The organism is Actinospica robiniae DSM 44927, from assembly GCF_000504285.1.
In the GTDB taxonomy this organism is placed as follows: Bacteria; Actinomycetota; Actinomycetes; order Streptomycetales; family Catenulisporaceae; genus Actinospica; species Actinospica robiniae.
Genome location: NZ_KI632511.1, coordinates 2,918,661 through 2,944,145, shown reverse-complemented (window position 1 = coordinate 2,944,145; position 25,485 = coordinate 2,918,661). Strand labels below are relative to the sequence as shown.

Here is a 25,485-nt window from a genome sequence, read left to right as displayed (position 1 = left end):
GCTTCGCGTCGCCCGGTTCGTCTGACCACCCTCCCACCCGTTGCGTCGCGGGGCGGGCTGGGGTTTCAAGCTTTCGCCTCCGGCGGGGGCCCTTCTCTCGGAGAGAGTGCCGGGGTTGCATGGGTGGTGTGGTTGGTGGGGCGGGCTGGGGTTCGGGGTGGTGGGGTGCCGGGGGTGTGCTCTCTCCTCGGTCGGTCCCCGGAGGCAATCAGGGACCTGCCGGGAGGTCAAGCGGCGGCGATTTGCGCTGATGGCCGATTTTGCATGGCGCCGCTTGACCTCCCGGCAGAACCCTGATCGGGCTTCGCCTGCCCGACCGAGGAGAGAGCCCACCCCCTGAGGGTCCGGTGCGAGCTGCGCTCGGGCCGGCTCCTGGCCTGTGGCCCGGTCGCGCTCGGTGCGGAAGAATCTTGCATCGCCGTGATCCGGTCATCTCGATCCTCGATCCGCGCGGTCGAGTCCCGTGTCGTGGTCGCGTTCGGTGCGGAAGGATTCTGCATCGCCGTGATCCGGCCGTCCAGGTCCTCGATCTGCCCGAATGGACTCGGTGTGCTCGGGTCGCGCTTGATGTCGGATCCTGCATTGGCCTCGGCGCGATCGACTCCGATCCCGGATCTCGCGGCAGAATCCCGCATGCCGGCCGTGTCCGATGCGGAAGGATTCTGCATCACCCCGGTCGGATCCGCCCGGTGCTCACGCAACGCGCAAGATCGCGCGGCACGGTCGCACGCCGAGGGGAATTCCTGCACGGCTTTCAGCCACACCCCTGGCGTCAGCTGCCCGGCCATCCCGTCCACCACCCCTCCCGTCGCAGGTCCCGATCCTCCGTACTCTTCCATGCTAGACGCCATCACCGACAAAAGCCGTGAATCCGGCCTTTGCTGGAAAAGAAAAAATAATGGAGATTCCGGGCACTCGGGCGCGCTTCCCGGCGTTGAAGTAGTAGAGAAGAAGACGGCGCCTAGAACGGCGATGCACGATTCTTCCGCACCGATCGCGATCGGGCCGCAGGATGGTCTGCCCGAGCGCAGCTCACACCGGTCCCTCAGGGGGTGGGTTCTCTCCTCGGTCGGGCAGGCGAAGCCCGATCAGGGTTCTGCCGGGAGGTCAAGCGGCGCGATGCAAGATCGAGCATCAACGAGGGCCGCCGCCGCTTGACCTCCCGGCAGGTTCCTGATTGCCTCTGGTGCCCGTCCGAGGAGAGAGCACGCCCCCGCAACCTCACCATCCCGAACCTCAGCCCGCCCCGTCAACGCCAGCACCCACGCGACCCCGGCATTCTCTCCGAGGGAAGGGCCTGCCAGCGGCGCTTTTCGTCTTGAAACCGCAGCCCGCCCCGCCAACGCAAAGGGGTGGGCGTGGGTGGTCAGACAAACCGGGCGACGCGAAGCGGCCGCCGCCCGCCGCCCGCCAACCACCCCGACCTGACAAGCCACCACGCCCCAAGAGCATCAGCCGATCATCAATTCGCAGTAGAAGCCCGCCTTCGGGACGGCGCGGCGCCCCGGACTGATCCCGGTCCGGGGCGCCAGCATGACAAAGCACTGGTATACCGGGCGTGGCCACGGCATGATGGGCGGATGACCGACAAGCCGTTGAAGGTGATCCGCGGACAGTGGTCCGAGACGATCGTGTGCGGCGCATCCGGCACCGGCCGCACTCGATTCGCCTACAAGCTCGCCGACCGGTACAACGGCCACGTCGTCGACAGCAGCGACGTGCTCGTGGCGGCGAAGGCCATGGCCGGCGAGGGGCAGCATCCCGAGCTGTTCTACCGGGACGCCGAGGACTGGCGAGCGTTTCCCGAAGGCGAGACCCCCGCGACGGCGCAGGAACTGGCCGAGGCGAGGTTCCGTGCCGCGGACGTGCTGTTCCCGGCCGTCAAAGCCGTCCAGGTCGCGCAGCCTCGCCTGCACCTGGACGACTACTTCGAGTCTCCGCACACCGTCGTCACCGGCCGCCACGCCCTGCCCGCCCTCGGCTTCGACTTCGTCGTGCTCCTCATGGAGACCGAGGAGCAGATCCGCGCCAACCTCCGGTCCCGGTCCTGTCCCGACGACGTCCTCGACCTGCGGGTGCGCACCTCGATGCTGGTCCAAGCGGAACTCGTCCGCCGAGCCCAGGAGCACAAGGGCCGCCAGCCGCACTGCGACGTGATCTTCACCCAGGCGCGCCCCTGGGAGGACGTCGTCGAACGCGCTTACACCGCGATGAGTGATTGGTGGGACTACCGCACTGCTCTCGGCGGGATGTGGTGACTGGTAGTAGGCGCGCTCGGCGGACCTGCTACTCCGTGCGCATCGCGAGCAGCATGCCGGGCCAGTCCCCGGCCGGCGTCGCGACGGTGAACTCCTGCACCCGCGCGAAGCCGTAGCCCTCGTAGACGCGCACCAGCGATCCCTGCTCGCCGGCCCAGCAGTCGACACGGATCAGGCCGATGCCGCGCTCGTCGGCCTCCAGCCGGGCCCGGTCGATCAGTGCGGCACCGATGCCACGGCCGCTGTGGCGGCGCGAGACCAGCAGAAGATTGACGTAGAGTTCCCGCTCGTCGACGGCCGGGACGTAGGGCTGTGGGGTCTCGGTGATCACGAGGGCGCCGAGCACCGCGCCGTCCTCGTCGGCCATGATCCGCATGCCGCCGCCGTGCGCGCGTTCGCGCACCGTCGCTTCGCGCTTCTCGTTGCCGGTCCACGGCGTCGTGCCCCACTGCTGGGTGTTGCCGCGCTCGTTCATCCACACCACCGCCTCGTCGCCGAGCGCCAGGACCGCGGGGATGTCATCGGGACCGCCGTGCCGAATTCTCATGATCCCCTTCCTAGCAAACCCGTGCATTCCCGCGCGAGTGGATTCCCGTAGAGTAAGCGGGATTCCACGAGGGGGACTCTTGAGACTCAGCAGATCGATGCGCCGTGCCGCGGCTCCCGCCGTCCTCGGCCTGATCACGACGGTCGTGAGCGGTTGCGGGTCGATCATCGCCGACAACAACACGGACCCGATCACCGTGCAGCGATCGCAATACGTCCTTCTCATGCTCCAGGACTCCGTCGCGAACGGGCCGGGGGGCGAGGACGTCGCCACGTCGGTCGTCGAGGGCTACGGCGGCGGATACGTCACGCACACGAGCCTGTCGGGCGCGCCGGGGCCGTCCCAGGTGCTCACGCTCACAGTCGTCCTCGGCGGGGGCAGCCCACAGGACCACATGCAGGGTGAGACGGACATGGCCCCTTCGGGCATCGCCTGCTACACCTTCACCGTCGGGTACTACGGCTATAAGGACACGAAGTCGCATGCCTCGTGCGCGGCCTCGCTCACCACCGACGTGGCGAAGGCGACGGCCGCGCGGCAGCTCAGCGAGCAAGAGGACGCAGAGCACTACGGTGCCGGGATCGCGTTGAAAGCCATCCCGACGACGCTGTCCGCAGCCGAGAAGTCGATCGGGCTGAGCGGCCCCACCGGTGCTTCGGCGTTCGCCGGCGTCACCGCGGCGGACTTCGCCGGCGGCACGGACACGCTCCAGCACAAGCCCGACGCGGCCCTCGCGCTGCCGCAGCCCGGCGGCGGCTGCATCTATGTCAGCTATCGATGGATCCAGGCGTCCTGGGCCGACCACGGCTCGGCCGGCACCTCGGACTCGATGATGATGCGGGCATGGGCCGCGCCGACCGACGATCCGTGCACCGGAGCGGCGGCGCTCAGCGCCGGCGGCTTCCTGACCGCGGACACGAAAGCAGGGGGCTGATCAGCCGGTCGCGCCTAGCCCGGCGAACGCAATGCGCCAGGCGGCGAACCAGTCGCGGAACCACGGGTGGGGTTCGGCGAGCGGCAGGACACTGCGAACGGTCTCGTCGTAGTAGGCGCCGGCCTTCTCGCGCCGGGGATGGGTGTCGAGCCGCTGCGCGTTGCTGAGCCGGTCGGCCAGCTTCACCAGGATCGCCTCGTCCGGAGCGCCGCGCAGCCGCTCGAGATACGCCGCGCGCGCCTGCTCGCGGCTGACGCCTTCGTCGCGCGGAGGCTTGGTGACCCAGTCGACCAGGGTCGCGACGCGGTCGCCGAAGCGTTCCCGCACCTGATCGAGCGTGCAGTCGGTGTCCTCGACCACGTCGTGCAGCACCGCGGCCCGCAGGATGTCGGCGTCGGTGACCCCGACGGCATCCACGAGCACTGACGTCGCCTCGAGCAGGTGCTCCAGATACGGTTCGCCGGCCGGGCGCTTCTGGTCGCCGTGTTGGAGAAGTGCGAACTCCACGGCCTCGTCGAGGGCCGTCAGCACGTCCGCCGGCAGCCGGTCCGTCCAACGCCTGCGCGCGGCGGGCCATCCGTCCTTGACCGCGAAAGTCTGCATCACGCGCGATCCCCTCCGCCCCCGGGCGGGTCGGCCGCCTCGATCGGCGGCTGTGAATGACAGCATGTCACATCTTGTGAGAAGATCTCGTCTCCGCGTGTGGGTACCAGGGGAGTGGGTTGTGGCACACAGGAGCGGGTCAGAGCTTCCAGACGATCTCGAGCCACCGTTCCGGGCCCTGGTCAACGAACTCCGCATACTCAAGAACGTCCACCACCTGACACTCGAGGACCTCTCCGCGCGCACGCACTACGGGCGCTCGTCCTGGGAACGCTGGCTCAACGGCAAGCGGCTCGTCACGCGGTCCGCGGTGGAGAGCCTCACGGCCTCGCTCGGGATCGACGACGCGGCACTGCTGAGCCTGCTCGCCCAGGTGTCGCCGGGCCCGCGCACCCCGCACGAGGACGCACCGGCCCACGAAGCCGAGCCGCGCGCCACGGCGGGCGCCATATCGGCCGGGCCGTTCCAGCTCCCGGCCGACATCCGCACGTTCACCGGGCGGGCCGCCGAGATCGCAGAGCTCGAACGTACGATCACGGAGACGGCCGGGCAGAGCGACTGGCCGGTCGTCTGCTCGGTGGACGGCATGGGCGGGATGGGCAAGTCGGCGCTGGCCGTGCACGTGGCCCACCGCGTCAGCGGCCTCTTCCCGGACGGCCGGCTCTACCTGGACCTGCACGGCCACACCCCCGGGTTCGAGCCGCTGGAGCCGGTCAGGGCCCTGCTTCACCTGCTGCGGTCGCTCGGGGTGGCCCCCGAGCAGATCCCCGAGGGCGTGGACGCGCGGGCGGCGTGCCTGCGCGACCGGGTGCACGGGCGGCGGATCATGATCCTGCTGGACAACGCGGCCAACGCCGCCCAGGTCCGGCCGCTGCTGCCGGGCTCGGCGGGCTGCCTGGTAGTGATCACCAGCCGGGTGCGCATGGTCGACCTCGACGACGTGCTGCCGGTCTCGCTCCCGTCCCTGGCCGACACGGAGGCGCTCGACCTCTTCGTCAAGATCGCCAACCTGGGACCGGAGGCGCGCGCCGACCCGCGCCTGGTCGAGATCGTCCGGCTCTGCGGCAACATCCCGCTGGCGATCCGGATGACCGCCGCGCGCGTGCGCCACCACCCCGCGCTCGGGTTCGACGCGGTGATAGAGGACCTGCGCGACGAGCGCGGCCGCCTCGAAGCCCTGCGCACCGAGGACCGCGACGTGGCCGCGGCGCTGGAGCTGTCCTACTCCCGGCTGCCCGAGCGCGAGCGCCTGCTGTTCCGCCGGCTGGCCCTGGTGCCCGGCGTGCACTGGGACGCGTACGCGGCCGCGAACCTGCTCGGCACGGACATGCGCACCGCCGCGCGCGTGCTCGAATCGATCCACGATCACAATCTGCTGATTCCGTGCGGCCCTGGCCGCTACGGCTTCCACGACCTGGTCCGGCTCTTCGCCCGGTCCCTGTTCGAGCGGGCCGGCAAGATCAGCGACGACGACGAGCGCGCCTACGAGCGGCTGCTGGGCTACTACCTGCAAACCACGGCGCAGGCCTCTGATCTCAGCTCCCGGATGACGCGCAGCTGGCCGGTGTCTCGGACGCCGGCGCCGTGCTCGGTGCCGCAGCTCGCCTCCGAGGCCGCGAGCCTCGCCTGGCTGCGCACCGAGCGCGTGAACCTGATCGCCGCCATAGTGCATAGCCACGAGCAGGGAAGGCATCAGGTAGCTCACACGCTGCTGGCCGACCTGGCCGGATTCCTGCTGGGCGAAGGGCATTGGGAGCAGAGCAGGGCCCTGCATCAGCATGCCGCCGCCCGGGCCGAGGACGAGGCCGATCCGCTGTGGCAGGGCATCGCCCTGATGCATCTGAGCACGGCCAACCAGCTCTCCGGGAACAACGACGGCGCGTGCTCGGCCGGCGAGCGCGCGTTGGACATCTTCGAAGCGCTCGACCACTCCCTGGCCCGCGCCAACGCCCAGGTGCTGCTGGCCGGACACCACTACATGGCAGCGCGCCTTCCGGCCGCCGAGCAGCTCGCCACCGCGGCGCTGGAGACCTTCACCGAGCTGAGCGACCTGAGCGGGGAGAGCAGGGCGCTGTGGACGATCGGCCGGGTCAGATACGCCGAGGCCGACCTGGCCGGCGCCGCCGACCGGCTCACCCGCGCGGTCGAGCTCGCGTACGTGGTCGGCGACACCCAGTCGCTGGCCAACCGGCTGGTCGACCTCGGCCGGGTCTACCAGGGTTTCGGCGACCTCGACCTGGCCACCTCGCTCTACCTGGAGGCCAGGAGCGTGTTCGCGCAACTCGGCCGCAAGCACGGGGAGGCGAACGTGCTGTGGAACCTCGGCCGGGTGCACCTCGAGCTCGGCCGCTTCGCCGACGCGGCCGAGGCGCTGGAGGAGGCGCGCGCGCTGTACGCGGAGCTCGGCTCACGCAACGGCGAGGCGTACGCCCTCCTCGACCTGGGCCGGCTCTTCCTCGCCCGGGAGCGCACCGAGCTCGCGCGCCTGCACTTCGAGCGGGCCCGGGACCTGTTCCGCGACATCCGGCAGCTCGACGGGATCGCGAACGCCGAGCTGGGGCTGGGGAACACGGAGCTCGAAAGCGGCCGGATCGACGCGGCGGGGAAGCACCTGGAGTGCGCGCTGAGCAACTTCCGCACCACCGGAGACCAGCTGGGCCAGCGGATGGCCGGCTGCGGCCTGGCCGATCTGGCCGGGGTGAGGGAAGGCGCGATCTCCGCGCTCGACCGCTACACCGATCTCAAGCAGGACGCGCGGAAGTTCGCCAGCCCCAGCCTCGACGCCCGGATCCGCCTGGGTGAGGAGCGCTGGACCCGACGGCTCTGAGCCGGCGCGTCGCCGTGACTTCTCAGCGGTCCCTCTCCTTCTTCAGCGCGTCCGCCTTGTGCACGGCCCGGCCGCCGGCCTTTCCGAACGAGCGCGGGTACTCGCTGAAACGGATAAAACGCAAAGATCACTGACTACTCTACGAGCATGGACGGGAGCCCAAGGTGGGGCGCGGACGGCCATCGAAGGCTCTGACGTGGACGCGGCGCTGATCGTGGCGTCGTACGGAATCTTGAGGATCCGGAGCGCGTCCACCAGCTGTCAGCCGCCGATCGAGCGCTACAGCGAGGCGAACCTCGATCAGATCGCGATGTGGGCCGAGACGGTTTATCAGCTCCCGCAGATCGGTCTGGTCGCGCGGTTCTCCGGCCGCCGCGGCCGCGCGTGGATGACGGCGTTCTGGAGCGGCGCGGAGCAGCGGGTCCGGGACCAGTTCCTCGCCGGACTGCGGGAAGAGGGCTGCCATCGGCCCTGGACGCCACCCGCTCCGCGCGTCCGCCCGCCCGAGCTCCCCGTGCCACGTCGGCGCAGGGTCGGGGATTATGAAGCGGCGCTGATCATCGCCGGCGCGGCGCTCGCCGAGATCCGGGAGCTGGCCGATCCCGCTCGGCCGGCGAGCGAGCGGCTTGGCCGGGACACGCTGCAGCACATCTGGCAGCTGGCCGACCGGACTCACAACCTGCCGAGCGTGGCGCGGACGTCGCGGTTCGTCCCGCAGGGGATCGGCCGTCGGCCGATGGACTGGGAGTGGGGGATCGACTCGCCCGAAGTGCGCGAGCGGATGCAGGGCTGGATCGCGCAGGCCGGCTGCCGCTGGAGCCCGCCGACCCGGGTCGACCGTATCCTGCGGCGGGCAGAGCGCCGCGACCGCGGGGAGCGCAATCGCCCGCCCGACCGGCCCCGGGCGTGGGACCGGCTGACGGACCCGTTCGGCTGGCCGGTGCGGACCGGGCCGTTGCGCCGCCCCGTGCCGCCGGCGGCCCGTATCGTCAGGCCGATCGACGCCGAGACCTTCGTCGCGTGGACGATCGGATGCGACGAACCGAGCGGGCAACGCGACGCTCTGGCCGCCTGGACGATCGGCCACCTGGCCCCGGGCCCGGTCCACTTCCTGATGGCCGAACCGGACCGCTCACGTCGCCGGTCGGAGCACCCGGACGGACTGAGCTGGTTTCACGCCCTGCTCACGATGTCCGACGGGACTCAGCTCACTGGCTCGCGCCGACTCGCCGCCCGACTGGTGGACGCACTCCCCGCCACGCTGCCTCGTCCGCAGCAGTTCCGACTCGCGCACCAGATCGTGCGCCGCGCGAAGATCGACCTCCGCCGTCCCGGATCGCTCGGCGCATGGGAGTCACGCCACGCAGACGCATGCTCCGTCGAGCGCTGCGGCGCACCACCGTATCCGCATTCGTGGCGGAATCGACCGGCGGCGTGGTGCCCTGTAGACCCCCAGCCCGGGCCGCCTTTCTAGGCGAACCCGGCCTCTGAGAATGGCTGTATGAGCCAGCGGATGAGGCTGGTCTCGTCGCGTGCGGCCAGTTCCCGCGCGGTGCGGTGGTGGAGAGTCGGGTGGAAGTCCGGCACGGATCCCAGGCGGGCTCCGGTGTCGGGGTCCCAGACCTCGAGCCCTGATTCGGCGACGGCGTAGAGCAAGCCGTCCGCGGCGAAGAAACGGTCGCCGGGCCCGGCGAAGGCGAAAACCTCGGGGGCGGCGGACCGTTCGTGCGGACCGCTGGGGAAGCGGCGCAGGTCGAAGATCCGCGCTCCTGGGACGATGTTCGTCTCGCGGTCACCGATGCCGCCGACGGCGATCCGGTGGTCGTCGAGCCAGACCATCGCGTGGTCCCAGTAGTACTCCCGCCAGCACAGGGCCACCAGGCTGGCGCCGTCCTCCGACTCGAAGGGATTGTCGGCCAGCCACGGCTCGATCGACCACACCGAGACCTCGCCGAGCGGGTGCCAGAGCCAGCCGTCGTCGGCGATACGGGAGCCCGACGGGTTGGCGTGCAGCGCGCCGTGGAAGTAGTCGAGATAGTGGGGCGGGCTTTCGACTCCCGCGTCACTCGCGGGCTCGGGGGTCGCGCGCGCCGCCAGTTCTTCGCCGGTGACCAGGTCGGTGGCGTCGAGCCGGTTCCAATCGGTGCGGTGGATCAGGATCTCCCGGCCCTGGTGGTTCGCGAAGGCGATGGAGAACGGCACGTGCTCCTCGCAATAGGTCCCACCGTGAAGTTCGAGGACCTGCTGGCCGGTGGACAGATCGATGACCACGCCTTCGCTGCCGTAATCGATGACGACGGCGGCGAAACGGCCGCTGGGCGACGCGTGGATCCGCACGGAGGCGCGCTCGTGATCAGCGGCGTGCAGGGACGGGAGCTGCGCGACGAGTGTCGTCGTGCCGACGAGGTCGCACGCGCCGGAGTCGCTCTCCCAGCGGTGGATCCGGCCGTCCTCAGACAGGATCAGCCACGTCGGAGTCCCCGGTATCTCAAGGGGCGTCATCGCGTTGACGGGCAACGCCTTCGGCGGCAAGGGCGTGATGACCATTGCCGGATTATATCGAGCACTGATAAAGCGAGCGACGGCTTTTGAAGTTCAGCTCCATTGAGCGATGTCGGCGCCCCACACTGCGCCGACGCGCTGGTAGTCGTACGGCTCGGCCATCCGCGCCATGGGGTTGAACGCGGGCAACGGGTAACGCAGGCGGCCGGACGGGGTGTCCTGCTCGTTCATGCAGTCGTCCAGCTTCAGGGGCTCGTGCGTCGGGCCGGGCGAGTCCTCGCCGAGCTCGAGCAGCGCTTGCGCGGTACGCGCGAGGTGGGTGCTGACGTGCAGGCTTCCGCCTTGGCGCGTCTGCCGGGCCAGGGCGACGAGCACGCCGGCGGCGAGCAGGTAGCCGCTTGCGTGGTCGAGGGCTTGCGCCGGCAGCGCTCCCGGCCTCGTGCCGTCCGCCGATGTCAGCATCGAGATACCGGTCGCGGCCTGGACGATGCTGTCGAAGCCGCGGTGCTCCTGCCACGGTCCCGCGCTGCCCCAGGCGTCGAGCGTCGCGACCACGATCCCGGGGCGACGCCGCGTGATCTCTTGCGGGGTCAGGCCGAAGCCGTCCAGGGCGTGCGGGCGGTAGCCCGTCACGACGACGTCGGCCGTCTCCAACAGCTGGTCGAAGGTCTCGCGGTCCTGGGGCTTGCGCAGGTCGAGCAGCGCGGAGTGTTTGCCCATGCCGTTGTCGAGGTGCTGCGCCGCGATCTCCGGCAGTCCCGGGTCGTCGATGCGCAGCACGTCGGCGCCGAGCAGCGCCAGGGTGCGGGTGGCTACGGGGCCTGCGATCACGCGGGCCAGATCCAGCACGCGCAGCCCTGCGGCCGGACGGTTCTGGTCCCGCAGCTTTCCGCGCGACTCGCGGGCCGGCGCGTGCGCGTCGCCGAGTGCTGCGATACCGAGCAACGGCAGTCCGGCGACGGCCTTGGACTGCGGGTGGGCGGACCATTCCTTCGTCGTCCTGACCGCCACGGCAATGCCCTGATTCGCCCGGACGCGTTCCTCGACCTCGAGCGCGTCGATGTCCGCCAGTCGCGTGGTGAGCGCGGCACGATCGGCGTCGGGTGGCAGGTCGAGTGCGTCGAGCAGCCGCGCGCGGTGGTGCGCGTAGTTGGCGTGGGTGCGCACCCACCCCTCACGGGTGGGGAAGAAGCCTGATAGCTTGGCGAAGCCGGGGAAGCTCTCGCCGTCCACGCGCAGCAGCTGGTCGCCCCGGAACGAGGCCGCGACCCGGCGCGGATCCACCGTCCAGCGCGTGGTCACCGGCGAGGCCCCGCGCGCCCGGGCGAGATGCGCCGCGCCGGCCGCGGCGGCGGCGACCGCGCCCACGGCGAGTTCGGTGACGGCCAGTCGCGACGGCAGCGTCGGCTCGCTCTGCTCGATATAGGCCGAGGAGGCGGCGGACTCGTACGCGATACCGGTCGAGGTGCAGAAGTCAGCGAAGATCCGGTTCACCCGGCCAGTCTTCCACGGGGCTCGGGCCTGGGCGAACACCCGCGCGTGCGTGGCGTGCGGCGGGACCTGGCGTGCTGTCAGACGCCGGGCCGGTCCGGCTCCTGGGCGGCGAGCTGGTCGGGCCCGACAGCGGTGAAGCCCAGCACGGCCGCGACGGCGAAGGCGACGACGCCCACCACGTGCCCGGCGTCGTCGTCGGCGAAGATCAGCAGCACGGCCCCGGCGACGAAGCAGCCCAGCGCGGCTCGTCCGGCCCAGGCGGGACGGCGCGCGTCCACGCCGGCGGTGTGCGGCTTCGGACCGCGGCGGTCCGGCAGGAGCCTGCCGGAGAGGCTGAGCCGGAAGAGGAAGAACAGGCTGGGGAACAGGATCGCGCCGCCGATGATCACCGCGACCAGCAGCGCCACCAGGGTGGTGGTGTCGGCGGCCGCGGCGCTCACCGTCAGCCCCGGCAGCAGGTAAGGACGCTGCGCCGCGGCCCAGCCGCACAGCAGCGCGGCGACCGCGGCGACCGCGGCCAGCCGGGCGACCGCGTACCGGCGCCGCGAGACCAGGGTGATGCTGATCAGGCCCGCCAGCGCGGAGATGATCACAGCGGCCAGGCCGAGGCCGCGCGTCAGCCCGTGGAAGAGCGAGGGCGCGTCGTCGTGGGCCACGCCGAGCGCGGCCAGCGCCAGGATCCCGGTGGCGACCGCGGCGTCGAGGGCGCGGCGGCGGAAGGCGTCGTCGAGCCCTGCCACGGGCGAGCGGCGCGCGTCGGCGGCCAGGTAGATCGCGGCCAGGAACGCGCCGGTGCTCACCGCCATGAACCCGCTGAGCAGGGAGACCGAATTGGTCCAGCTGCTCCACAGCCCGCCCGCGGCGTTGCCGACCGGGACCCGGCCCGAGGCGATCGCCCCGACGCAGACGCCGAGCATGAACGGGGTGACGATCGAGGAGAGCGAGAAGGCCGTGTCGATCACCCGCCGTTCGCGCGGCACGTCGGTGGCGGTGTGCAGGGCGTAGCTCAGGCCGCGCAGGATGATGCCGAGCAGGGCGAGGAACAGCGGCACCGCCAGCGTGGAGAAGACCGAGCCGAAGAAGGCCGGGTAGCCGGTCCACAGCACCGTGAGCACGAAGACGAGCCAGACGTGGTTCGCCTCCCAGACCGGCGCGATGGAGCGGTGCGCCTGGTCGCGGATCTCCCGGCCGCGCTCGCCCCAGCCGGCCGACAGCTGCCAGAGCCCGGCGCCGAAGTCGGCTCCGCCGAGCACGGTGTAGAGCACGAGGCCGGCCAGCGCGATCGCCAGGATGAGCAGCCGCAGGAACATGGCGCCCTTTCGTCTCTCAGTCGGTGGCCGGGAACGCGCCGGGCACGCCCGGGCCGCCGGACGGGCCGGTGGTGGCGGGCGCCGGCGGTCCGGCCGCGGGCAAGGGGGCCTTGGCGAGCCGGTGCAGCGCCCAGAAGGTGGCCACGACCAGGACCGTGTAGGCGGCGGCGAGCAGGCCGAAGCCGACCGGGACGGACCGGGCGCCGGTGACCGCCGCGTCGGTGCGCATCACGTCGTAGACGACCCACGGCTGCCGGCCGACCTCGGTGGTGGTCCAGCCCGCGATCAGCGCCAGGTAGGCCAGCGGCCCGGCGGCGGCGACGGCCCAGTAGAACCACTTGGCGGCCGGCAGCCGGCGGTGGCGCCAGAGGATGAAGAAGAAGACCACGGCGAGCAGCGCCAGCAGGCTGCCGATCCCGACCATGGTCTGGAAGGCGTAGCGCACGAGGTTGATCGGCGGCCGGTCCGCCGGGAAGACGGTGTCAAGGCCCTGGATCGTCGCGCTCCAGCTGTGGTACGCGAGGATCGAGAGCAGGTGCGGAATGCCGATGCCGTACTCCACCCGCCCGTCGGTGTACCAGCCGAGCAGGTGCTCGGCCGCGCCGCTGGTGGTCTGGCCGAGCCCTTCGATCGCGGCGAGCTTGACCGGCTGCTCGGTGGCGACGTCGCGCGCGGCCCAGTCGCCGACGACCACCTGCATCGGCGCGGCCAGCACGGCGGCGGTCAGCGGCACGGTGAACGCGATGCGTTCGTAGCGGCCCCACCGGCCGCGCAGCCGGCCCACCGCGTAGGCGCCGGCCACGAGGAAGCCGGCGACCATGTTGCCGGCCAGGTACATGTGCACGAGCTCGTGCCAGAAGTACGTGTTGGCGAACAACGCCTGGAACGGGTGGATGTCGGTGACGTGGCCGTGCGCGTCGACGGTGAAGCCCTGCGGGTGGTTCATCCACCCATTGACGGCGATGACCATGAACGAGCCGAGGATCCCGGCGATGCAGATGGGCAGCGCGCACAGGAAGTGCAGCCGCGGGGGCAGCCGGTCCCAGCCGTAGACGTAGATGCCGAGGAAGATCGCCTCGAGGAAGAAGGAGAAGCCCTCGATGGCGAAGGCGAGGCCGAACACGCCGCCGAAGACCCCGGTGAACATCGGCCAGAGCAGGCCCATCTCGAAGCTCAGCACCGTGCCGGTGACCACGCCCGCCGCGAACAGCGCGACCATGACCCTGGTCCACCGCCGGGCCAGGGTGTGGAAGAGCGGATCGCCGGTGCGCAGGTAGCGCCACTCGACGAACGCCACCATCGCCGGGAACGCGATGCCGAAGCAGACCAGCGGGATGTGCACCACGAACGACATCGCCTGCATCTGCCGGGCCTCGAGCAGATAGGCCTGCATGACCGGCGGCAGCGTCGGAGCCGCGCTGAGTGTGGATGCCAAGGGTGCCAACTCCGGGATGCTCGTCTCAACCGCGTTATCGTCAGGCGTCCAATCTGTCAGCTCGTCGGCGCAGGTGCACGCGGCAACGCCGGGTGACTTCGGCATTCTCGCCGGAACCCGGCCGGGGCGAGCCAGGGCTCATACAATCCTGCCTGACAGACGTTCCGTCGCGACGAGGGATCCGAGAATGCAGCTGACCAAGCACGCCCACGCCTGCGTGACCCTGGCCAAGGACGACGTGCGCATCGTGATCGACCCGGGCGTCCTGACGCCCGACGCCGCCGAGGCCGTCGCCGACGCCCAGGCCGTGCTGATCACGCACGAGCACGCCGACCACTTCGACGAGGAGCTGATCACCCGGGCCCTGGACGCGCGCCCCGATCTGCAGGTCTTCGGACCGGGGTCGGTGGTGGGCCGCTGGGCGGCGCGCCGCGGCCAGGTCCGCGCGCTCGGGGCCGGGGAGCAGCTGAACATCGCCGGCTTCGACATCGCGGTCTTCGGCGAGCTGCACGGCCTGATCCACCGGGACCTGCCCAGCGTGGCGAACATCGGGTACCTGGTCGACTCCGAGCTTTACCACCCCGGCGACGCCTACCACGTCCCCGACGCCGACGTACCGACGCTGCTGCTGCCCACGAGCGGGCCGTGGACCAAGTTCGGCGAGGCGGCGGACTACGTGCGCGAGGTCAAGCCGCAGCGGCTGCTCCAGATCCACGAGGCCATGCTCAGCGAGATGGGCCAGCAGTCACTGGCCGGCCTCCTGAGCCCGGATCGGCTCACCCCGGTCCAGCTGACGATCGTGCCGGTCGGCAACACGATCGCGATCTAAGGCGAATTGATGGTCAGCTGAGTGCTCGTGGGGTGTGGTGGCTTTTCGGTTCGGGGCGGTCGTCAGGCTGTGGGCGGCCGCTTCGCGTCGCCCGGTTCGTCTGTCCACCCGCCCACCCGTTGCGTAGCGGGGGAGGCTGGGGTTTCAAGATTTCGCCTCCGGCGCGGGCCCTTCTCTCGGAGAGAGATGCCGGGGTCTGTGGGGTGCTGTTGTTGGTGGGGCGGGCTGAGGTTGGGGGTGGTGGGGTTGCGGGGGTGTGCTCTCTCCTCGGTCGGTCCCCGGAGGCAATCAGGGACCTGTCGGGAGGTCAAGCGGCGGTGGCTTGGGTTGATGGTCGATTGTGCATGGCGCCGCTTGACCTCCCGGCAGGACCCTGATGGGGCTTCGCCTGCCCGACCGAGGAGAGAGCCCACCCCCTGGGGGAGTGGTGCGAGCTGCGCTCGGGCCGGGTCCCGGCCTGTGGCCCGGCCGATCCGGAAGGATTCTGCATCACCCGGTCCGACCAACCCGATCCTTGATCCGTGCGATGGGGTCGGTGCTCGGGTCGCGCTTGCTGCTGGATCTTGCATCGCCGTCATGCTGTCGACCTCGGCCCCGTACCTCGCTGCAGAATCCCACAGGCTGGCCGCGTTCGATGCGGAAGGATCCTGCATCGGTCTGATCCGAGCGTCCCGATCCTTGATCCGTGTGAAGGCGTCGGTGCTCGGGTCGTGTGGCTCGGCCGCGCGCCGAGGGGAAATCCTGCACCGCTTTCGGCCTCACCCCTGACGCCATCTGCCCAGCCATCCCGTCCACCACCCTTCCGTCACAAGCCCCGACCCTCGCACTCTTCCATGCTAGATGCCGCCACCGACAAAAACCGCGTATCTGTCTTTCACCGGATAAGTAAAAATTCTGGATATTTGTGGGAACTCGGGCGTGCTCCCCGGCGTTGAAGGAGTAGATGGAAAGAGCGGCCCAGAGCGGTGATGCAGGATTCTTCCGGCTCGAGCGCGGCCGGGCCACGGGATGGGACTCGGCCGGAGCGCAGCTCGCACTGGACCTCAGGGGGTGTGCTCTCTCCTCGGTCGGGCAGGCGAAGCCCGATCAGGGTTCTGCCGGGAGGTCAAGCGGCGCCATGCAAGATCCAGCATCAACCCAAGTCACCGCCGCTTGACCTCCCGGCAGGTTCCTGATTGCCTCCGGGGACCGACCGAGGAGAGAGCACACACCCGGCACCCGACCACCCCGAACCCCAGCCCGCCCCGCCAACGACAGCACCCACGCAGACCCGGCATCTCTCTCCGAGGGAAGGGCCCGCGCCGGAGGCGAAATCTTGAAACCCCAGCCCGCCCCGCTACGCAACGGGTGGGCGGGTGGACAGACGAACCGGGCGACGCGAAGCGGCCGCCCACACCACGACGATCACCCCGACCCGACAAGCCACCACATCCCAGGAACATTCAGTCGATCATCAATGCGCAGGAGAGCCGGACAGGCCCTGGCAGCCTGTGCCGCCGATGAGAGCATCGCGGAGGTCTGCGAAAGTACGGAAGTGCAGGGCGGGCATGCCGAGGCTGCGGGCGGCCGCGACGTTTCCGACGGTGTCGTCGATGAACAGGCATTGATCCAGCGCTGCGCCTACCCGCCGCGCGGCATCGACGTACACGCGACTGTCGGGCTTCGCATAGCCGATGCGCGACGTGTTGACGATCACGTCCGCGACGTCTTCGAGCCCTTGCTTCGCCAGGTCCAGTTCAAGCCGCGTGGTGGCATTCGACACGAGCGCCACCGGTATGGTGCCTCGGGTCTGTCGGAGCAGGGCCGCGACCTCGGCATCGATCGTCGGCAGCTGCACCGACCACGCGGCGACCACGGCTCGTGCGGTGCTCCAGGAGCCGCAAGCCACTGCGAGGGCGGCTTCGACGGACTCCCGCCACTCCTCGTCGGTGACGAGCCCGGTGATGGCGGGGATCAGGCGCTCCGGCGCGAACGCCGCGCCGGCGAACGTACCCGAGGGCAGGGCGTGGTCCTGATCGAGGGTGTCCAGCGGAGGCCAGTGGCGCAGCACGCCATCGATGTCGCAGAGTACGGCCTTGTACGGCAACTCCGGCACGCTGCGTCTCGACAACCTGTCTCAGCCCGTTTCAGCTGGCGGCGGCCGCGGCGGCGGCGAGCTTCTCCACCATCCGCAGCGGGGCGATGACCTCGGCCGGGACGCCGTAGTCGGCGGCCAGGTCGTCGATCGGCCGGTAGAGCAGCTCGACCTGATCCTCCCGCTGCCGGATGAGCAGGCGCAACGGCAGCTCGTAGGCGATGTCCGGGCTCGCGTTCATCGCCGGCGTCCCGCCGCGCGCCGCGCCGAACACCAGCACGGTGGTCGGCGGCATCTGCAGGCCCGCTTCGCGCGCGTTCTCAGCGTGGTCGATGCGCGCGAAGAGCCGCACTCCGAGCGCGGCGAGCCGCTGCTCGACCCGGCTGACCGTCTCGGCGAAGCTGTGGGCGCTGGGGACGGACGTCAGCTGCGGCACTTCAGCTCCTGGTGTGCTGTGGGCATGGGCATACCCGATTATCCTCGCTCCCGCGCGCCCCGGGCGCCCGCCCGGACGGCCGAACGGGTCAGTCCGGGCCGCGAGCCCGGCATGATCATCTGACGGATGGCCGTTCACCGCCCGCGTGGAAGCCCTCGAACAGCGGCCCGCCGATCCGGTCGAGCATCTCACGGACGATCACCTCGATCGCGGCGACGTCGCCGAACGCGGCGGCCCATCGCTCGGCCAGCCGCGGATCCAGCTCTCGAAGCTGGCGCAGCAGCCACTTGCCGCCACCGGACCAGTGATCGGCGAAGGCGAGCACCTGCTGCGCGGCCGAAGTCCACGCCGTCCCGGCGATCACCGCTTTCTCTCCCGGGTCGACTGCGTGGACCAGGTCGTCGAGCAAGTCCGTCAGGTGGTAGCGGGCGTTGTCGCGTTCGTCCGTGCTCAGCGGCGCTGGCCCTTCGGCCAGAAGGCCCTCGCTCTCGGCCTGCCAACGCGACGGATCACCGACCAAAACCGCGCCGCGGGCGACCATCCGATGCATGGAGGGATTGCGCCCGTGCCGGCCTTGGTCGAGATAGTGGGTCAGGCTCTGCTCGTCGTGAACGAACAGCTCGACCGGCCAGCCGCGGAAGCGGCACGCGGCCCGATAAGGGGTCTGCGGATCGCCGTCCGGCAGCAGCACGACGATGTCGAGGTCTGATCCGGGGGTCCGCTGAGCCGTGATCACACTGCCCGCCAGCACCGCCCAGCGGGCGTGCGGGAAGCGCTCGTTGACCAGTGCGCGGGCGTCCGCCGCCGGATCTTGGTTCATGGGGGCAGAGTCTAGGGCGGGCCTTAGAACAGCGCGACGAGATTTGCGTACATCGGCGAGGTCTCGACGAGGTCGGCGTGGGTGCCGAGGTGCGCACGTGTCCCGTCGAGCAGCAGGATGCGGTCAGCTCGCAGGGCCGAGCTGATCCGGTGTGCGATGGTGATCACCGTGCCCGGCCGGCTGTGGAATGCCGCCTCCGCGCGGGCTTCGGCGGATGCGTCGAGGTGGCTGGTCGCTTCGTCGAGGATGACGACGTCGGCCGGCGACACGTAGGCGCGTGTGAGGGCGATGAGTTGGCGCTCTCCTGCGGACAGGCGGGCCGGATCGACCGGGGCGTCGAGGCCGCCGAGGCGGGTGAGCAGTGCGGTCAGACCGAGGCGGTCCGCGGCTTTGAGCAGCGTCTGATCGGAGCAGTCTTCGGCGAGATAGCGGAGGTTCTCGCGCAGTTCACCGGCGAATACGTAGGCCTCTTGCGGCAGCAGGACGCGGGCCTGGTGCAGGACGTCCGGTGCAATCCGCGGCAGGGGCACCCCGCCGATCAGCACGCTGCCGTCGTCGGGCGCGATGACGCCGGCGAGGATGCCTGCGAGCGTCGACTTTCCGATGCCGGACGGGCCCACCACGGCCAGGTGCTCGCCGGGGGCGACGACCAGGCTCAGATCGCGCAGGACGGGCTCCGCGCCGGGGCCGTACGCGAAGGTGACGTGCCGCACCTCCACCGGGCGCCGCTTCAGCAGGATCGAATGCTCCGGCGCCGGGGGAGCGGCCGGCAGCCGTGCCGCTTCAGCCAGCCGCTCGGCCGCCACGTTCAGCCGCAGGAACGAGCCGCCGAGCCCCTGTACGAGTAGGCGTAGGGCGGGTTCGAGGACGCCGACCAGGTAAGTCAGGACACCGACGATCCCGCCGGCGGTCATGCCGTGCCGCACCAGTGTCGGGGAGGCGAGCAGTACCAGCACGATCGGTACGTGCGCGCCGAGGGCGACGATGAGGCGTCGCAGTGCCGCGACCCAGGCGAGCGACCGCGCCGCGGCGGCCTGGGCCCGGGCGGCCCGCAATCCGCGGTCCACGCCCTGCTGCTCAGCCCCGCAGGAGATGAGGTCGCGCAAGGACTCGAGTGCGTCCACTGATACGCGTGCGAGCTGCTCCTCGGCGAGGAAAGCGGTCCGCTGACGGCGGATCATCATCGGCAGCAGCGTCACGAAGAGACACACCGCCGCGACCAGGGGCAGCGCGATGAGCGGCACGGCGGCCGGGGCGAGCGCCGCCGCGCCGAGCATGACGGCGACGGCGGTCAGGACGAACTGCCAGGCGATCATGAGCTGGCCGGACGCGGAGTCGCGCACCGCCTCCACTTGGCGGGTGATCTGTGAGACGGCGATGGCCGCGGAGTTCGTGCGTGGCGCGTTCGACCGCGCGGCGCGGTGCAGGGTGCCGGTGACGACGGATCGCAGCAGCGAGTCGCGCATCGGCTCCACGATGCCGGACAGGCTCGGATAGGTCTGCCGCTGCGCCCACGCCCCTGCCAGCGTCACCGCGGCGAACACGCCGAGCCAGCGCGCGGCCGCGGCCGGGTTGTGCGCGAGGAAGCCGTGGTCGACTGCTTCGGCCAGCACCTTTCCGGAGACGAGCGTCGGCGCGGCGGAGAGCAGCGACCACACCGACAGCGAGACCACGGCTCGGCGGCTGCGGCGCACGCTCGCGGCAATCAGATGCAGGCCGGCTCTGTTTCGGGCTTCGGCGCCGGGCCGGGCTTCGCGACGCGGCTCGGGGATGTGGTTCGCGCCCTGTTCCGGTCGTGCTTTGGTCGCGATCGCGCGGCCGGGCATCGTTCTCCTCTCAGGCCTGGGACGGGCGGAAGACGGCGCGGTAGTCAGGGTCCTGCCAGAGCTCGACGTGCGGGGCCATCGCGCGGATGCGGCCTTCGTCCAGCCAGGCCACCGCGTCCGCGCGGGCGGCGACGGCGGCGCGGTGGGTCACCACGAGCCGGGTCCGGCCGTCCAGCGCGCTGTCTAAGGCTTTTGCGACGACCGCCTCGGTGATCGTGTCAAGGCTCGACGTCGCGTCGTCGAGGATGATGAGCCGCCCGCCGTGCGCGATGGCGCGCGCGAGCCCCAGCCGTTGGCGCTCGCCGCCGGACAACGGCGTCTGCGCGATCGGAGTGAGGTAGCCGTCGGGCAGCCGGCGGATGAAGGCGTCGGCCTGGCAGGCGCGGGCGGCATCGTGCACCCGCTGGGTCGCCAGCGCTTGCGGTGCCAGAGCTATGACATCCTCGACGGTCTCCCCGGGCAGCGCGGGATCCGTGAACGCGTAAGCGATCGCCGCGCGCAACTCCTCCGGGCGGACCTCATCGATCGGCGCGCCGTCGAGGAGGACGCTGCCCTCGTCCGGATCCGTCAGTCGGCCGGCGACGGCCGCCAGCAAGGACTTTCCCGAGCCGGAGTTGCCGACCAGAGCGATGCAGGCCCCTGCTGGAATGGTCAGATCGAGTTTGTCCAGGATCGCTTTGCCTGCTCGAGAAACCCGGACCGCGCGCAGCTCGAGCTGCCCGAGGCCCGCCGGCAGACGGCGGGTTCCCGGGCTCCGGACCGGCTCGGCGAGCACCGCGGCGATCCGGGCGGCGCCTGCTCGCGCCCGGGCGAGGGCGAGCAGGGTCTGCGCGGTGCCGAAGAAGCTCAATCCGGTGGTGGTGTAGCCGATCGCGGCCACCAGGCCGCCCGTGCTCAGCGCGCCGGTGCCGACGCCGTAGCCGGCCACGGCGATGACGCAGAGCTGTGTGAACGGCGCCAGCAACGAAGTGGACCAGGCGATCCGCCGCTGGCTGTTCCACAGTGCGCGTCCACGCTCGGAGAGCGCGGGCACCGGCTGCATCACCCGTTCCACTTCGCGGTCCGCCGTGCCGGAAGCCGTGATCGTGCGGATCCCGGTGAGCGCGTCGAGCAGCCGAGCGGCGACGGCGGCCTGCCCTTGCTGGTACTCGACGACGAGGTTGGTCGTGCGCCGAAGGTAGCGCTGGACCAAGACGAAGCAGGCCGGCGCCGTCAGCAGGAAGGTCAGCGCCAGCGGGGGGTAGAGCAGGCCGAGCGCCACGACCGCTCCGGCGGACATGACGATCTGGGCCGCGAAGTAGACCACTGACGTCGAGGCCGCGCCGGCCTCCGCGGCGCTTCCGGTCAGTCTGGCCACCAGGTCGCCGGGGGCGCACCACTCCGGGAGGCGGCCGATCGCGGCGATGTGCTCCAGCAGCCGGCCGCGCAGGAACATGGTCGCGTCCGCGGTCGCGTGCGGGTCGGCTAGCTGGGTGAGCGCTTCGGCGAGGATCAGCACGCCGAGGGTGGCGAAGCAGGGGACGCAGGCGCGGGCGCCTTGCGCGGAGAGCGCGCCGTCCACCGCCTTGGCGAGAGCCGCGGGCAGGACGAGTGAGGCGGCGGTGCTGCCGAGGACGCAGAGTGCGAGCGCGATCGGCCATCGCGGGGTGCTTCGGGCCGTCTGCCGCAGCAGCCGGTCGGCGGCTGCGAAGTCCCGGTCGGGCCTTGAACCGGCCCGTCGGACGTACCCGGGTGTACGCATGGGAGTCCTTTCGGCGGGCGTAAGGTTCACGGCGGGGGGCGGCGGGAACCCCGACGGTGTCGGGGCCCGGAACGCCGGCCCGGGCGGGCTGATACCGCCCGGACCGGCTCCTGGATCAGCTCACTGCCTCAGGTTCGCGAAGTCTCGTAAGACCGGCGGAACCTCAGATGCAGAGCAGGGTGCTGACGGTGCTGGTCGTGCAGGTGACGACGCTGAGCGAGCTGAGCACGGAGCGGAACTCCGAGGAGGCCTCGGGGGCGCGCAGCGACTGCAGGTTCAGGATCGACATGGTTGTCTCCTTCTCAAGGGGTGAACTTCTTCGGTTGCCTTGCCATCCGGCGGGTTTCGCCGGAGTTCGGGGGCGACGGTGTCGCCGTCGCGAGGTGCTTCAGCCGTCGAGCGCCGGGGCGGCGTCCGCCGCGACGCCGGCCGTGACGCGGGCGGAGGCGGTGAAGGGGAGCGCGGTGACGTCCGCGAGCACGGAACCGAGGCCCAGGAGCACGCCGGCCGAGCCGGTCGCCACATCCATCGAGAGCCGCAGCAACTGGTCTCCGGGGAAGGCCGCGTGGCCCTGATAGGGCACCAGATGCCAGGCCAGCGAACGGATGTGACGGCGGATCACGGCGTCGAAGCCGTTCGAGCCGCCGCGCAGATGGGCGAGGTAGGCCAGGAGCCCCGCACGGCCGTTGAAGAGCCCGGACTGGACGATGAACTCGGGTTCCGCCGCCCGCCGGATCTGGTCCTCGAGCAGCCGCAGGGCCGGATCGGGCCGATGCGCCAGGTAGTCGTGCAGGACGAACCCGATCCCGGCGCTGCCGGTCTCGATGTACGGCAGCACCCGGGACCCCTCGTCCACCTGGAGCGTGCCGTCCTCGCCCAGCTGGCAGTGCGCCAGGTCCAGGTCGAGGGCTTCCCGGGCCAGGTCGAGCAGGGCACTGTCACCCGTGGTCTCGTAGAGCCGCAGGAACAACAGCGCGGAACCGCTGGCGCCGCGCAGGAGGCCCGTGCCCGCCACGAGGTCCGAGTCCGCGGCGTCGGCAGGCGACGCCGCGGCCGGCTGGTGCAGCGCGTCGGCCAGGCGGTCGGCGGCGTTCTCGGCCCAGTCCCGCAGCGCCCGGTCGCCGAGCACGGCGGAGAAGTGCAGCAGCGTCAGCCCGATCCCCGGCAGCCCGGCGAGCAGGTCGGTACCCGCCTCGTCGAAGGGACGGCCCATCAACTGGTCGAGCAGGTTCACCGCCTCCTCGGTGCGGCCGAGCCGCTCCAGCGCGTAGGCGACGCCGTGCGAGCCGATGAACAGACCCGGTCTGACCCGCTCTCGGTCGACGGCGTCGACGAGCCACTCGACGTGCTCGGGATCGACTGCGGCGCCGGAGACGTGCAGGGCGTGCAGGACTCCGGCCGCGCCGTAGGCCAAGCCGAGGCCGTCGTGGGTGAACTGCGCGGGGTCGCCGGGAAAGAGCCGGTCCTCGCGTTCGGGCGTGGCGCTGGCGGTGATCGCGGCGGCGATCGAGTCGCGCAACGCGGGCCAGTCGGCGCTATCGCCGCTCAGCAGGGCTCGAAGTCGCGGGCCGGGATCGCGCCGGGGCGCGTGGTCGGGCCGTGCGGCGGGTGACGTCGCCGACAGCCGGGTGCGTATGGACTCGATCATGTCGGCGGGCAGGTCGAAGCGCAGCCGGGCCGCTTCGGCGAGTTCGCCGACCTTGTTCGGATCCAGCGCGGTCAGAGGCAGCAGCGGGACGAAGCACCAGAGGGTCAGCGCGGCCATCGCGTACTCGTCCACCGCGAATCCGGTGACCGCCGCGGGCGCCGCGAAGCCGGCCGCGCCGAGCGCCGGACGCAGGAAGGCGTCCGCGGGCGAGGCGAGTTCGAAGTCGATGAAGGCGACCCGGCCGTCCGGCCGGACGATGAGGTTGCGCGGATGCAGGTCGCCGAACACGACGCCGCGCTCGTGGATGGCCCGCAGCCCCTCTTCGGCGCTCGCGAGGACCTTGAGCGCCTCCTGCCGGTAGTCGGCCACGGTCTGCTCGTCCGTGTCGGGGTGGATGAGCGGGAACCGCCGGCCGAACCAGAGGTTGAGCGGCTCGCCCTCGATGTACTCCTGGACCAGGAAATGGTGCTCCCACGCGGTCAGGTAGCCCAGGACCTCGGGCACCGCGTCCACCCCGCGCAGCCGCTCCAGGATGTCGCGTTCGTGGCCGAGCCGGGTCACCGCGTCCACGCCGCGCTGGTCGAGGCCGGCGTGCGGCCGGGCCTCCTTCAGGACGACCGGGCGCTTGTCGTCGCCGTCGGTGCGGGCGCCCAGGTAGATGCCGCCGCCGTTGGAGAAGTGCAGTGCCGACTCGATGCTGAAGGGGAAGTCGGCGACGCTGTTGGAGGCGCGCTGGGCCAGCGCGGTGGCCAGCACCCCCGGCACCGGCGCCCACTCCGGCACTTCGAACACGGCCCGGCGCACGTCCGGCCGCAGCCGGCCGGAGGGCTCGCGCAGCGCGAGCACGAGCTCGCCCGTCTCGGATCGGCAGTACTGCTCGGTGAATCCGCCGTAGCGCAGGTACAGCGGTCCGTCGCCCCACCGCAGATCGCTGAGAATATAAGGGCCCTGCTCCCCGGACAGAGCCGCGCCCAGATCCTCCAGACATCGTTCCAGCAGCTGGTCATCCGTCGGATACAGGGTGAGGAACTTCCCGCTGGAACCGCGGGCGGCGTACTTCGCGTTCTGCGTGTGCACGAGAGCCGGGCTGCGCAGGTATTTGAATGCCATCCGCTGCTCGAGGCAGTACGCGTGGACGATGGCGAGCACCCGCTCCGCATTCTCCAGCCGCGCCGAGACGTGGATCTTCCAGCCCTGTTCCGGCAGCTCCGCCTCCTCCGGCTGCAGGCCCACCCACACGTCACGGGCGTTGCGCAGCCACCCGGGCGGCAGCGGCTCGCCGGCCGCGGCGAACTCCTCGATCGAGCCCCAACGGACGGGCGAATCGTAGAAGAGCGCATCTGCGTACGAGTACGCTTCGTAAAGCATGTCCATGGCGGATCCTCCGTTGGCAGCACACGCAGAAGTCGAGACGCATCACATCATGCGAACGGCTCAGTAAATCAACGACGCGATCATACGCACCAACAATCAGGCTTCTGATAAATGTGGCGACACGAATCAACCTAACCCGGCCGACCCCGGGGCGTGAAGTCCGCATTCGAGGCGCACAAGACTGCGTGCCTGGGCTGGTGGCGCGCAGCCGGTGACTGTATGACAAGAGCGATGACCGTACGGCAGCGGGCGCACGCGGGGCGGCGGGTCGTGACGTGCACGCCGACGGGCGCCGATACGGATGCGGCCGGATTCCGTTGCGCGCTCGGGGAAATCCCGGCGTGCAGGCCTATCACGGAGTATGAAAGGGTTTTGCGATATATCCCGCCGCCCGGGCCGTCACGCGGGTCGCCGGAGCTTGCCGGCGCACCCCACGCAGGTGCTCGCCGCCGGCCGCACCTCGAGCCGTTCGGCCGGAATCTCCCCGCCGCACACCGCGCACCGTCCGTAGTCGCCCGACTCCACCCGCTCCAGCGCCTGGTCGAGCTGCGCCACGTGCTCCCGCGCCGCCCCGAGCAGCGAGGCCACATGAGCCCGCTCGAAAGCGGTGCTCGATCCCTCCGGATCGTGCTCGTCGTCGACCGCGACCAGGGCGTTCGCCTCCACCAGCCCGTCGAACTCCTCGCTCAACGCGGCGACCTGTGCGAGCGTGCGCTCGCGCGCGTCGGCCAGCCGTGTCCGCAGATCGGAGGAATCGCCCATATCGTTCACAGCGCCGGGGCGGGTGCGGGCATTCCTCGCACGCCGGGCCGCGGGCCCGACGGCTA

General features: G+C 70.9%; 20 protein-coding genes. 5 read left to right on the top strand and 15 right to left on the bottom strand.

Features of this window, described 5'->3' with window-relative positions; all coding sequences use genetic code 11:
• Positions 1-227 precede the first annotated feature (227 nt).
• Entirely contained in the window at positions 228-839 is a 612-nt protein-coding gene (locus tag ACTRO_RS47155; protein WP_157436102.1) for a hypothetical protein, read from the bottom strand.
• A 741-nt stretch (positions 840-1,580) separates the two neighbouring features.
• On the opposite strand from ACTRO_RS47155, the gene ACTRO_RS12670 reads away from it, so the two are divergent.
• Positions 1,581-2,258: an ATP-binding protein gene (locus ACTRO_RS12670; RefSeq protein WP_034263331.1), complete on the top strand. Its 678-nt coding sequence runs from the start codon at positions 1,581-1,583 to the stop codon at positions 2,256-2,258.
• 28 nt (positions 2,259-2,286) lie between these two features.
• Here the strand turns inward: ACTRO_RS12670 and ACTRO_RS12665 are convergent, their stop codons facing one another.
• Positions 2,287-2,805 carry a GNAT family N-acetyltransferase gene (locus ACTRO_RS12665; protein WP_051450743.1) on the bottom strand — a complete coding sequence of 173 codons (519 nt, stop codon included), beginning with the start codon at positions 2,803-2,805 and terminating at the stop codon, positions 2,287-2,289.
• Between the two features lie 79 nt (positions 2,806-2,884).
• On the opposite strand from ACTRO_RS12665, the gene ACTRO_RS12660 reads away from it, so the two are divergent.
• Positions 2,885-3,739, top strand: a complete 855-nt coding sequence (locus tag ACTRO_RS12660; protein ID WP_157436100.1) for a hypothetical protein — start codon at positions 2,885-2,887, stop codon at positions 3,737-3,739.
• On the opposite strand, the gene ACTRO_RS12655 is transcribed toward ACTRO_RS12660, so the two are convergent.
• Positions 3,740-4,342: an HD domain-containing protein gene (locus tag ACTRO_RS12655; RefSeq protein WP_034263328.1), complete on the bottom strand. Its 603-nt coding sequence runs from the start codon at positions 4,340-4,342 to the stop codon at positions 3,740-3,742. It lies immediately after the preceding gene.
• 121 nt (positions 4,343-4,463) lie between these two features.
• On the opposite strand from ACTRO_RS12655, the gene ACTRO_RS12650 reads away from it, so the two are divergent.
• Positions 4,464-7,169, top strand: coding sequence for an ATP-binding protein (locus tag ACTRO_RS12650; RefSeq protein WP_034263326.1), 2,706 nt, complete (start codon positions 4,464-4,466; stop codon positions 7,167-7,169).
• 196 nt (positions 7,170-7,365) lie between these two features.
• Positions 7,366-8,643 (top strand): hypothetical protein, encoded by a 1,278-nt coding sequence (locus ACTRO_RS12645; RefSeq protein WP_034263324.1) that lies wholly within the window; start codon positions 7,366-7,368, stop codon positions 8,641-8,643.
• Here the strand turns inward: ACTRO_RS12645 and ACTRO_RS12640 are convergent.
• The 4 genes from ACTRO_RS12640 to ACTRO_RS12625 all read right to left on the bottom strand — a co-directional run bounded on the left by ACTRO_RS12640 (position 8,640) and on the right by ACTRO_RS12625 (position 13,910).
• Positions 8,640-9,716 carry a hypothetical protein gene (locus ACTRO_RS12640; RefSeq protein WP_063627985.1) on the bottom strand — a complete coding sequence of 359 codons (1,077 nt, stop codon included), beginning with the start codon at positions 9,714-9,716 and terminating at the stop codon, positions 8,640-8,642. The two genes, ACTRO_RS12645 and ACTRO_RS12640, sit on opposite strands and share 4 nt — an antisense overlap.
• A 48-nt stretch (positions 9,717-9,764) precedes the next feature.
• Positions 9,765-11,165: a CoA transferase gene (locus ACTRO_RS12635; RefSeq protein ID WP_211244214.1), complete on the bottom strand. Its 1,401-nt coding sequence runs from the start codon at positions 11,163-11,165 to the stop codon at positions 9,765-9,767.
• A 77-nt stretch (positions 11,166-11,242) separates the two neighbouring features.
• Positions 11,243-12,475, bottom strand: a complete 1,233-nt coding sequence (locus tag ACTRO_RS12630) for a cytochrome d ubiquinol oxidase subunit II (RefSeq protein ID WP_063627984.1) — start codon at positions 12,473-12,475, stop codon at positions 11,243-11,245.
• Between the two features lie 16 nt (positions 12,476-12,491).
• On the bottom strand, positions 12,492-13,910 hold the full coding sequence (locus ACTRO_RS12625) for a cytochrome ubiquinol oxidase subunit I (protein ID WP_063627983.1): 1,419 nt from the start codon (positions 13,908-13,910) through the stop codon (positions 12,492-12,494).
• Positions 13,911-14,097: 187 nt separating this feature from the next.
• On the opposite strand from ACTRO_RS12625, the gene ACTRO_RS12620 reads away from it, so the two are divergent.
• Positions 14,098-14,739 carry an MBL fold metallo-hydrolase gene (locus tag ACTRO_RS12620; protein WP_034263322.1) on the top strand — a complete coding sequence of 214 codons (642 nt, stop codon included), beginning with the start codon at positions 14,098-14,100 and terminating at the stop codon, positions 14,737-14,739.
• A 1,453-nt stretch (positions 14,740-16,192) separates the two neighbouring features.
• On the opposite strand, the gene ACTRO_RS12615 is transcribed toward ACTRO_RS12620, so the two are convergent.
• The 8 genes from ACTRO_RS12615 to ACTRO_RS12585 form a co-directional block, all read right to left on the bottom strand.
• Entirely contained in the window at positions 16,193-16,834 is a 642-nt protein-coding gene (locus ACTRO_RS12615; protein WP_051450742.1) for an HAD-IA family hydrolase, read from the bottom strand.
• 31 nt (positions 16,835-16,865) lie between these two features.
• Positions 16,866-17,249, bottom strand: coding sequence for a DUF302 domain-containing protein (locus ACTRO_RS12610; RefSeq protein WP_051450741.1), 384 nt, complete (start codon positions 17,247-17,249; stop codon positions 16,866-16,868).
• A gap of 115 nt (positions 17,250-17,364) precedes the next feature.
• Positions 17,365-18,069, bottom strand: a complete 705-nt coding sequence (locus ACTRO_RS12605) for a nucleotidyltransferase domain-containing protein (protein WP_034263321.1) — start codon at positions 18,067-18,069, stop codon at positions 17,365-17,367.
• Between the two features lie 23 nt (positions 18,070-18,092).
• Positions 18,093-19,895: an ATP-binding cassette domain-containing protein gene (locus ACTRO_RS12600; protein ID WP_084316214.1), complete on the bottom strand. Its 1,803-nt coding sequence runs from the start codon at positions 19,893-19,895 to the stop codon at positions 18,093-18,095.
• A gap of 10 nt (positions 19,896-19,905) precedes the next feature.
• Entirely contained in the window at positions 19,906-21,636 is a 1,731-nt protein-coding gene (locus tag ACTRO_RS12595; RefSeq protein WP_084316213.1) for an ABC transporter ATP-binding protein, read from the bottom strand.
• Positions 21,637-21,799: 163 nt separating this feature from the next.
• Positions 21,800-21,925, bottom strand: a complete 126-nt coding sequence (locus ACTRO_RS47150) for a SapB/AmfS family lanthipeptide (RefSeq protein WP_157436098.1) — start codon at positions 21,923-21,925, stop codon at positions 21,800-21,802.
• Between the two features lie 99 nt (positions 21,926-22,024).
• Complete coding sequence (lanKC, locus tag ACTRO_RS12590; protein ID WP_063627982.1) at positions 22,025-24,658, bottom strand: class III lanthionine synthetase LanKC; 2,634 nt, start codon at positions 24,656-24,658, stop codon at positions 22,025-22,027.
• Positions 24,659-25,057: 399 nt separating this feature from the next.
• Positions 25,058-25,420, bottom strand: coding sequence for a TraR/DksA family transcriptional regulator (locus ACTRO_RS12585; protein ID WP_034263319.1), 363 nt, complete (start codon positions 25,418-25,420; stop codon positions 25,058-25,060).
• Positions 25,421-25,485 lie beyond the last annotated feature (65 nt).

Excerpts from the sequence above, each read along its gene's own strand:
- ACTRO_RS47155 (WP_157436102.1), bottom strand. The coding sequence starts at position 839 with ATGGAAGAGTACGGAGGATCGGGACCTGCGACGGGAGGGGTGGTGGAC.
- ACTRO_RS12670 (WP_034263331.1), top strand. The coding sequence starts at position 1,581 with ATGACCGACAAGCCGTTGAAGGTGATCCGCGGACAGTGGTCCGAGACG.
- ACTRO_RS12665 (WP_051450743.1), bottom strand. The coding sequence starts at position 2,805 with ATGAGAATTCGGCACGGCGGTCCCGATGACATCCCCGCGGTCCTGGCG.
- ACTRO_RS12655 (WP_034263328.1), bottom strand. The coding sequence starts at position 4,342 with ATGCAGACTTTCGCGGTCAAGGACGGATGGCCCGCCGCGCGCAGGCGT.
- ACTRO_RS12640 (WP_063627985.1), bottom strand. The coding sequence starts at position 9,716 with ATGGTCATCACGCCCTTGCCGCCGAAGGCGTTGCCCGTCAACGCGATG.
- ACTRO_RS12630 (WP_063627984.1), bottom strand. The coding sequence starts at position 12,475 with ATGTTCCTGCGGCTGCTCATCCTGGCGATCGCGCTGGCCGGCCTCGTG.
- ACTRO_RS12620 (WP_034263322.1), top strand. The coding sequence starts at position 14,098 with ATGCAGCTGACCAAGCACGCCCACGCCTGCGTGACCCTGGCCAAGGAC.
- ACTRO_RS12605 (WP_034263321.1), bottom strand. The coding sequence starts at position 18,069 with ATGAACCAAGATCCGGCGGCGGACGCCCGCGCACTGGTCAACGAGCGC.
- ACTRO_RS12600 (WP_084316214.1), bottom strand. The coding sequence starts at position 19,895 with ATGCCCGGCCGCGCGATCGCGACCAAAGCACGACCGGAACAGGGCGCG.
- ACTRO_RS12595 (WP_084316213.1), bottom strand. The coding sequence starts at position 21,636 with ATGCGTACACCCGGGTACGTCCGACGGGCCGGTTCAAGGCCCGACCGG.
- ACTRO_RS47150 (WP_157436098.1), bottom strand. The coding sequence starts at position 21,925 with ATGTCGATCCTGAACCTGCAGTCGCTGCGCGCCCCCGAGGCCTCCTCG.
- lanKC (WP_063627982.1), bottom strand. The coding sequence starts at position 24,658 with ATGGACATGCTTTACGAAGCGTACTCGTACGCAGATGCGCTCTTCTAC.
- ACTRO_RS12585 (WP_034263319.1), bottom strand. The coding sequence starts at position 25,420 with ATGGGCGATTCCTCCGATCTGCGGACACGGCTGGCCGACGCGCGCGAG.